1 protein-coding gene and 1 pseudogene are annotated in these 1,008 nt (G+C 46.3%); both read left to right on the plus strand.

Annotated elements, in window-relative coordinates; translation table 11 throughout:
- Positions 1-217: pseudogene (locus A7E48_RS11400) on the plus strand (hypothetical protein); the annotation flags it as partial.
- Positions 218-299: 82 nt separating this feature from the next.
- A complete protein-coding gene (locus A7E48_RS07885) occupies positions 300-533 on the plus strand; it encodes a hypothetical protein (RefSeq protein ID WP_068171859.1) in 234 nt (77 codons plus the stop codon).
- The last annotated feature ends 475 nt before the right edge of the window (positions 534-1,008 follow it).

Consider the following 1,008-nt stretch of genomic DNA (forward strand, 5'->3'; position numbering starts at 1 on the left):
TGATAGGGTAGCCTCTAAACTCATTTTGAAGAATCAGAATCTGGCTTTGACTCCCGCCAATATTAGGTCTGAGTGGGTGAAAAAAGAGGCTGAACGAATTGGTGTTCATCCTATTGTGGTTGTTGGGCGGCTCCAGAACGAGGGAAAACTCGACTGGAGAACTGCTCTGGCAAAGAATGCTCCAAATGTAGATGTGTTCATGAGTTCTTGGAAATAGCCTTATCTTGTCAGACCCCTCTCCTACGATATTTATCGGGGCTATATTAGGGCTCCATAAGTGAATTGAACAAGGAGACATTATGGAAGAAAACGAAGATTTTGCAGTTGTTCTGGACTATTTGCGGGAGAATTGTTTAGCGGGCGAAGATGAAGTTGTGGATGGAACTGATTTACCTTTTGAGGTAGTCAGCGAGCACTTTTCAAAAGCTCAGCGAATAGTGAATGATGATTTATTTTCTGGTGAGGTATCCGATCCTCACACAATAAATGTCATTAATAGTTTTAGAGACTGGGCTCGGCAACAACGACAGTAGATAAAATGCAGACGCAGTTTAGAACAATCTCAGATGTACGTGTACGGGTGGCTTGAGAAGTTGCTGGTTGGACTAAAGCTCAGTTAGCGGACTATCTCGAGGTCCCCCCGAGAGCGAATAACACATTTGAGAATGATGGTGTTCCTGCTGGTTATGCCTTCACTCACGTGAAAAACCTGATGGGTTCTGCGTTCTGGTTTGCGGCGGCCGTTGAGTTCTTATGAGGCTTATTCAAAAGTAGGAACACACCCACACCCCACCAACTAGACAACGGCCCCACCAGCGGCAAAAATAAGAGGATTAAATCACTACAAATAACCTCAAGCCATACCGGAAGAACCGTTGCTCCACCAGCGTACAACAGGGCTCACACCTCAGCAATTCACCACGCTACTGACAGCCCTCACCTCTCATATCACCTGGGCAAAACCAGGCGGAAGACCACCAGCACTAACCCTGGCCCAGGGTCTTAAAG

Source organism: Rothia sp. ND6WE1A (genome assembly GCF_001683935.1).
Classification (GTDB): domain Bacteria; phylum Actinomycetota; class Actinomycetes; order Actinomycetales; family Micrococcaceae; genus Rothia; species Rothia amarae.